7 protein-coding genes and 1 pseudogene are annotated in these 6,632 nt (G+C 61.5%); 5 read left to right on the forward strand and 3 right to left on the reverse strand.

The features are described from left to right. The 4 genes and pseudogenes from NV64_RS23755 to NV64_RS00035 form a co-directional block, all read left to right on the forward strand. Window positions 1–196 (forward strand): annotated as a pseudogene (locus NV64_RS23755) (ABC transporter permease); the annotation flags it as partial. Then, entirely contained in the window at window positions 196–864 is a 669-nt protein-coding gene (locus NV64_RS00025; protein WP_101505154.1) for an ABC transporter permease, read from the forward strand. The pseudogene NV64_RS23755 and the gene NV64_RS00025, both read left to right, overlap by 1 nt. A 39-nt stretch (window positions 865–903) precedes the next feature. Continuing rightward, on the forward strand, window positions 904–1,803 hold the full coding sequence (locus NV64_RS00030) for an ABC transporter substrate-binding protein (protein WP_101505005.1): 900 nt from the start codon (window positions 904–906) through the stop codon (window positions 1,801–1,803). Window positions 1,804–1,853: 50 nt separating this feature from the next. Further along, a complete protein-coding gene (locus NV64_RS00035) occupies window positions 1,854–3,182 on the forward strand; it encodes an LLM class flavin-dependent oxidoreductase (RefSeq protein ID WP_101505006.1) in 1,329 nt (442 codons plus the stop codon). Here NV64_RS00035 and NV64_RS00040 read toward each other — a convergent pair. From NV64_RS00040 to NV64_RS00050, 3 genes are all read right to left on the reverse strand, one after another. Next, complete coding sequence (locus tag NV64_RS00040) at window positions 3,088–3,924, reverse strand: phosphate/phosphite/phosphonate ABC transporter substrate-binding protein (protein ID WP_101505007.1); 837 nt, start codon at window positions 3,922–3,924, stop codon at window positions 3,088–3,090. The genes NV64_RS00035 and NV64_RS00040 overlap by 95 nt on opposite strands. 196 nt (window positions 3,925–4,120) lie before the next feature. Beyond that, window positions 4,121–5,179 (reverse strand): fatty acid desaturase, encoded by a 1,059-nt coding sequence (locus NV64_RS00045; protein WP_101505008.1) that lies wholly within the window; start codon window positions 5,177–5,179, stop codon window positions 4,121–4,123. Between the two features lie 254 nt (window positions 5,180–5,433). Then, on the reverse strand, window positions 5,434–6,387 hold the full coding sequence (locus NV64_RS00050) for an MBL fold metallo-hydrolase (protein WP_101505009.1): 954 nt from the start codon (window positions 6,385–6,387) through the stop codon (window positions 5,434–5,436). 81 nt (window positions 6,388–6,468) lie between these two features. Between NV64_RS00050 and NV64_RS23760 the strand changes: the two genes are divergently transcribed. Further along, on the forward strand, window positions 6,469–6,632 hold a 164-nt coding region (locus NV64_RS23760; RefSeq protein WP_233208894.1), incomplete at its 3' end, for a LysR family transcriptional regulator.

The raw sequence follows: 6,632 nt of genomic DNA on the forward strand, positions 1-6,632 counted from the left end.
GGTGACGCTGGTCGGGCTGGTGATCGTCACCGCGCTGATCGGCCAGGGCGGGCTGGGGCAGCTGATGATCGTCGGTTTTAACCAAAACTTCCTGACGCCAATTCTGCTCAGCCTGTGCCTGAGCCTGCTGCTGTCGCTGGCGCTTGACCTGCTGATCACCCGCATCGGCTATCATTTAACCGGATGGACGCGCTGATGACGGTGATTATTGATACCTGGCACTGGTTCCTGCAGGGGGCGCACTGGAGCGGCGACCTCGGCATCTGGCAGCGGCTGGGGCAACATCTTTACTACGTGCTGGTCAGCCTGATTATCGCCGCCCTGATCGCCCAGACGCTGGGCATCCTTTTTGGCTATCTGCAGCGCGGTGCGTTTCTGGCGATCAACCTGTTCAATATCGGCCAGGCCTTCCCGTCGCTGGGCATTATTTTACTGTGCATCATGCTGTTTGGCTTTAACGACGTGCCGGTGTTCATCGCCCTCGTCGCGCTGGCCATACCACCGATGCTGACCAACACCTTTGTCGGCATCAGCCAGGCCGACCGAACCCTTCACGACGCTGCGAAAGCAATGGGCATGACCCCGCTGCAGGCACTGCTGAAGGTACGCATACCGCTGGCGATGCCGCTGATTTTTGCCGGCGTCCGTACCTCGCTGTTACAGCTGATCGCCACCGCCGTCGTCGCCGCCTATGCCGGACTGGACGGCTTAGGCCGCTTTTTGATTGATGGCCTCGGCCAGCGTGATTTTCCGCAGGTGATTGCCGGTTCGCTGGTGGTCTCGCTGCTGGCCGTTGGCTGTGAGCTGCTGATGTCGTTGATAGCCCGGCGCTGGTTTGCCCTTACGCTGCCCGCCGCCCGTTAACTCCCCCGCGTAGTCGCTACGCATTATTCATAAGAGAGCATGATGATGAAACATTGGTGGTTCGCTAAACGTAAATTAACCCAGGCGACGCTGCTGGCGATGGGGCTGAGCGGGATGGCGCTGGCTGCCCACGCTGAAACCGTCACCATCGGTGGGGCCAACTTCTCTGAGCAGACCGTTCTGGCCAATATCTATGCTGCCGCCCTGCAGCAGCAGGGGATTGAGGTCAAAACCCGGCTTAACCTCGGTAACCGCGAAATTATCATTCCGGCGCTGAAAACCGGCGAGCTGGACGTGGTGCCTGAATATGTGGGGGCATTGTTGAATTATTATCATGGCGACAGCAAGGCCACTACGCAGGAGGACGTTACGCGCGAGCTGAACGCCACCTTGCCGGCGGATCTTGCCTTACTGAACGCGGCGGAGGCAAGTTCGATTACCGCCTGGGCGGTGAGCGAAGAGACGGCGAAAAAGTATCAGCTGAAAACCCTTTCCGATCTGGCAAAAGTGGCACCGCAGCTGGTGGTCGGCGGTCCGCCAGAAGTGGCGACCCGTGCGCTGGGGCTGCCGGGACTGGAGCGGGTCTATGGCATCAAGTTTAAAGCCTTCAAATCGCTGGATATGGGCGGCCCGCTCAGCCGGCTGGCGCTCAACTCCGGAAAAATTGACGTGGCGACGGTGGTGTCGACCCAGGGCGATCTGTCGAAAGAGAAATGGGTGGTGCTGGAGGACGATAAGCATGAGCAGCCCGCGCAGAACGTGGTGCCGCTGGTGCATAAAGGCGCGGTATCGGCGAAAACGGAGCAGGTGCTGAATCAGGTGTCGGCGCGCCTGAGCACCGCCGATCTGATTGAGCTGAACAAGCAGGTCGACGTTGAGCATAAAGATCCGGCTAAGGTCGCCGGGCAGTGGGTGAAAACCAACCTGAAGGCCAATTAATTCATTCTGCGGCCGGCAGCGGCCGCCACCACTCTTAGCGAGCGATCGGTATGACGCAACCCACGGCGATTTTTAACCTGTTCTTCTTCAATCCCCAAGGGGATTACCGCTTCTCCTGGCGCCACCCGCAGGCACCCGGCCGGGAAATTTTCTCGCTTAAGTACTATGCCGATCTGGCGCGCCGGGCCGAAGAGGCGGTGCTGGATAATATTTTCATCGCCGATCACGTGGCGGTGTGGGATACGGTGCCCAGCGGCATTCCGCATTACGCCAACCTGCGGCTGGAGCCGATCACCCTGTTAGCGGCGCTGGCCGCGGTAACCAGCAATATCGGCCTGATGGCCACCGCCTCCACCTCCTATAACGAGCCGTACAACCTGGCGCGCTACTTCGCGTCGCTGGATTTTCTCAGCGAGGGACGGGCCAGCTGGAACGTGGTCACCTCCTGGCTGCCGGAAGAGGCCGCCAACTACGGCCGCGAGGCGCTGCCGGCGCACGGCGAGCGTTATCAGCGCGCGGCTGAATTTATCGACGTGGTGCGCAGGCTGTGGGACTCGTGGGAAGAAGAGGCGGTGCTGATCGACAAACAGAGCGGTGACTTCGCCGATCCGCAGCGGGTGCATCCGCTGGATCATCAGGGCAAATTCTTTAAGGTTCGCGGGCCGCTGAACCTGCCGCGGCCGCCGCAGGGGCACCCGGTGATCGTGCAGGCCGGTTCGTCGGAGGCCGGCAGGCAGCTGGCCGCCAGCCAGGCGGATATTCATTTTGTGTTTATGAGCGATATCGAGAAAGGGCTGGCCTACCGCGCGGATATGGACCGGCGGCTGCGGGCGCTCGGGCGGGATCCGGCACACTTCAAAATCCTCGGCGGCGTGCTGCCAGTGGTGGTGAACAGCGCGGAAGAGCTGGCGGAACGACAGGCGCTGGTGAGATCGCTGATGAACGACCAGATGGCGCTGGACCTGCTCGGTACCTATCTGCAGATGGACCTCAGCAACACCGATCCCCACGCGCCGCTGCCGCCGCTGCCCGAAGAGGAAAATTTTGACGGTATCCGCACCGCGTTGCAGATCATCCGCGGCTATGACGCCGGATTAACGGTGCTGGAACTGGGCCGGCTGCTGTTACAGAGCTCGGACAGCTGGCTGGTGATCGGCACGGCAGAAGAGGTGGCCGATACGCTGAGCGCCGCCTTTAACGCGGGTGCCGTGGACGGCTATAACCTGATGTTCCCGTTCCTGCCGGTGGATTTTGACAACTTTGTCACCCAGGTGGTCCCGCTGCTCAAGGCGCGTGGGGTGATGAAGACGGCCTATCAGCCGGGTACGCTGCGGCAGAAGCTGGGGCTGCCTGCGGCAGTTGTGCGATCAGCGCGCTGACCGGCTGATAATCTTCACGGCCGGTCGCCGTAAAGCCGCTAATCAGCAACCTTGCGCAGATCTCGCGCCATTGGGGTTCGCTGACCAGCCGGGTCAGCGCCCGCCTTAGCTGTTGCAGCGTGGCGGCGGAGGTACCGGAGGCGGTAATCAGCGGCAGGCCGGGCAGGGCGGCGGTGTAGCCAATCGTGGTCAGCCCCTGCAGCAACGCCGGGTGATGGCGGCTGAACAGCGCCCAGCTGACCGCGTCGATCGCCGCCAGGTCGGCCGCATTACCCTGCAGGGCCAGCAGCGACTGGCGATGGCCGCCGCTGAACAGCAGTGAGGAGAAGAAGCGGCCGTTTTCTGGCAGCGGGGCAAGTTCCGCGCGCAGGGTGTGGAAGCCGGACAGCGAATCCTCGCTGTTGCACACCGCGCGCCTGCCGCGAAAATCGGCCAGACGTTTACCGGCATCGGCTTGCCGCACCACCAGCCGGCTGCGGTAGCGCAACCCGCTACAGCCCTCAGCGTCGTAATGAAAGGTCCCGACCACCTGCACGTCAGGCAGTAGCGCGCACAGCGGATAGCCGCAGGCCTGGCTGAGCAGCAGCGCCGGGTCCTGCCAGTGCGCCAGCCGATCGTCGGGCTCAGCGTAGTGCCAGCCGTCAACGCCTTCCTGCGCCAGCAGCTGACGCAGCGCCATCACCAGCAGGCGCGTATCCGCGGGCTGTACGTCGTACATGGGTAGTGACAGCAGCTGGGTCATGGTGTTGCTCCGGTTTTGGCCACATCGCCAGTATCAGGCATTCTCATCATCGTATCGCTCGAACTTTTGATGCTTCGCCAGTATCAGGCATTCTCATCATCGTATCGCTCGAACTTTTGATGCTTCACCAGTATCAGGCGTTCTCATCATCCTATTGCTCGAACTTTGGATGCTTCGGCAGCGTCAGGCGCTCTCATCATCCGGTTGCTCCGGCTTCGGGCGCTTCGGCAGTGACGGGCGTTAAGTCAGGGTGCTGTTGTGGTTGTGGTTGTGGTTGCGCGCGCGTGGCGTCCGGTCGACCGTCCGGGAACCAGGGGTTGATTTCAACCTGCACCGGCCTGATCAGATGCTGGCGCATCAGCTCACCATACCCTTTAACGAAAAACCCCTGATTGCGCCGCAGCCAGGCCGCTTTACCGGCACGATACACCACCGGCAGCCCGTACCACGGAACACGCGGCAGATCGTGATGCACCAAATGGTAGTTCAGGTTGAGAAACAGCAGACGCCAGAACAGCCCGGCCTCGTTGATCACCGATCGCGCTTCCGGGGCCTCTTCCGCCCGGTGTTCGAGGAACGAACGCACCGAGGTCACCGCCAGCATCGGCCCGGTCACGCCGAACAGATACCAGACCAGTGGGAAGTCATGAGCGTGCAGCCAGCCGATCACCGGCACCAGCAGGATAAAATGCACCAGCCACATGACCATGGCGGGGCGATCCCGCTGTACCAGCGAATGCCAGATACTGGCCAGCGCCCAGAACATCGTCAGCAGCGGGGCCAGCAGGAAGCGGCCGGGAAAGGTGTTGCGCAGGCGCACCAGCTGGCGCTGCACGCCGTTAAAGCGTGCCCAGCGGCGGCGGGTAAAGTAATAGCTTTCCGGATCGGTCTCCGGCACGGTGAGATCTTCATCGATATGATGGGTCAGATGCAGGTCGCGATAGGCGCCGTACGGGTACCAGATCGAGAACGGCAGCATGCCGAACAGCTGATTCAGACGCGGAAAACGGGTGGGATGGCCGTGGATCAGCTCGTGCTGTAACGACATATACCAGGTGGTTAACCAGATTAACAGCAGCGTGGACGGCAGCAGCCCGAGGGTTTGCCACCAGGCGACCGTGGCGACCCAGCCGCCGTAAATGGTGACGATCAGCAGCCAGGTCGGTAGCTCGCTGCGCCACAGCCAGCCAGCCGAAAGCCGGGCGATCAGCTCACGCTGTTCCTGATCCAGATAGACCGACGTTCTTCCACTCATAGAGCCAACCTGCTGACGATGTGATGATGCCAATCGGCAGAAGATTACCCGCTGAAGCGCCCGGCACAAATGCCATTAACCGCTATGGTCAGAACAGGAGTGGTATTGGCGTTCACGGCCGGAGGTCGGCTAAGGTAACAGGCACATTGCCAGGGCTTGCCGCACAACAGGCAGATTAACGGCTTAAGCGCCGATCGAACTGAAACTGGTTAATTTATTATAGCCATAGGGAGGTTGCTGAAACGTTTATCCGGTTACAAAGCAAGGTGGGTGGTATAGTTCGCCGCCACCCAGCGATAGCCGCTGCCGTCGCGCTGCACGTGGCCCAGCCCGGGGAAGGCGATATGCGCCGCCGCAACCCAGTAACCCCGGTCGGCAGCCTGCTTCAGCACGCGCTCGCGGGTGGCGATCGCCTGCTGCTGGCTGACGTCGAAGTGGATCGCCACGTGCGGATCGGGCATCTGCGCCGCTTTGGCATGGATAATATCGCCCCACAGCACCAGCGTCTGGCCTTCACTCTCTACCCGGTACAGCACGCTGCCGGGGGTGTGACCCGCCGTCGATTCGGCGCGGATGCCGGCAAACACCGTTGCCGGGGCGCGGAAGCTGTGCAACTGGCCGGCGGCAATCACCGGACGCAGCGTCCGTTCGGACTCGGCAAAGGTGTGTGCCTGGCTGGCCTCAACGCGGCTGACGTTGGCCGGGTTAAGCCAGAAATCCACATCGCGCTGCTCAACAAAAATCTGCGCGTTAGGGAAGGCCGGTTTGCCACCGCGGGAGACGCCGCCGGAGTGATCGGCGTGAATATGGGTCAGCAGCACCGCGCTGATGCTCTCCGCCGGGTAGCCCGCCGCCGCCAGGTTCTCCAGCAGGTGGCCGCCGTTATGCCCGAACAGGTCGCCGGCCCCGGCATCCACCAGAATCCGCTGCTGGCCGTTGTCGACAACAAATGCGTTGATCGAGGTTTCCGCCTGCGGCGTCATCGCGTCGGCCGCCATCGCCTTACGCAGCGCCTGCGGGGAGATATGCGTCAGCAGTTTGTCGAGCGGAATGGTGACCGTGCCGTCAGAGACGGCGGTAATGCGCAGTTTGCCCAGCGTCATGCGGTAGTAGCCCGGTGCCTGCTGGTCCGGCTCGCTGGCAGCCTGCGCGGCCAGCAGCGGCGTGGAGAAGGTCAGTGCGACAACCAGCATCAGTAGTGTTTTCATCATAGCCTCATTAAACAGTGTTCTTACCCGATAAGCGGCAGTATCCTGAACGGCATAACATCATTCAAATTGATTAAAATAATCATGACTATCAGAGAAAATGATTTTAGCCGTATCGATATGAATTTACTGACCGTGCTGCTGGTATTGCACCGCGAAGGCAGCGTGTCGCGCGCGGCTGAGAAGCTGCATCTCGGCCAGCCGGCGGTAAGCGGGGCACTGGCGCGGCTGCGGGAGATGTTTCA

Origin of the sequence: Erwinia sp. B116 (assembly GCF_002865965.1) — a bacterium.
Classification (GTDB): Bacteria; Pseudomonadota; Gammaproteobacteria; order Enterobacterales; family Enterobacteriaceae; genus Erwinia.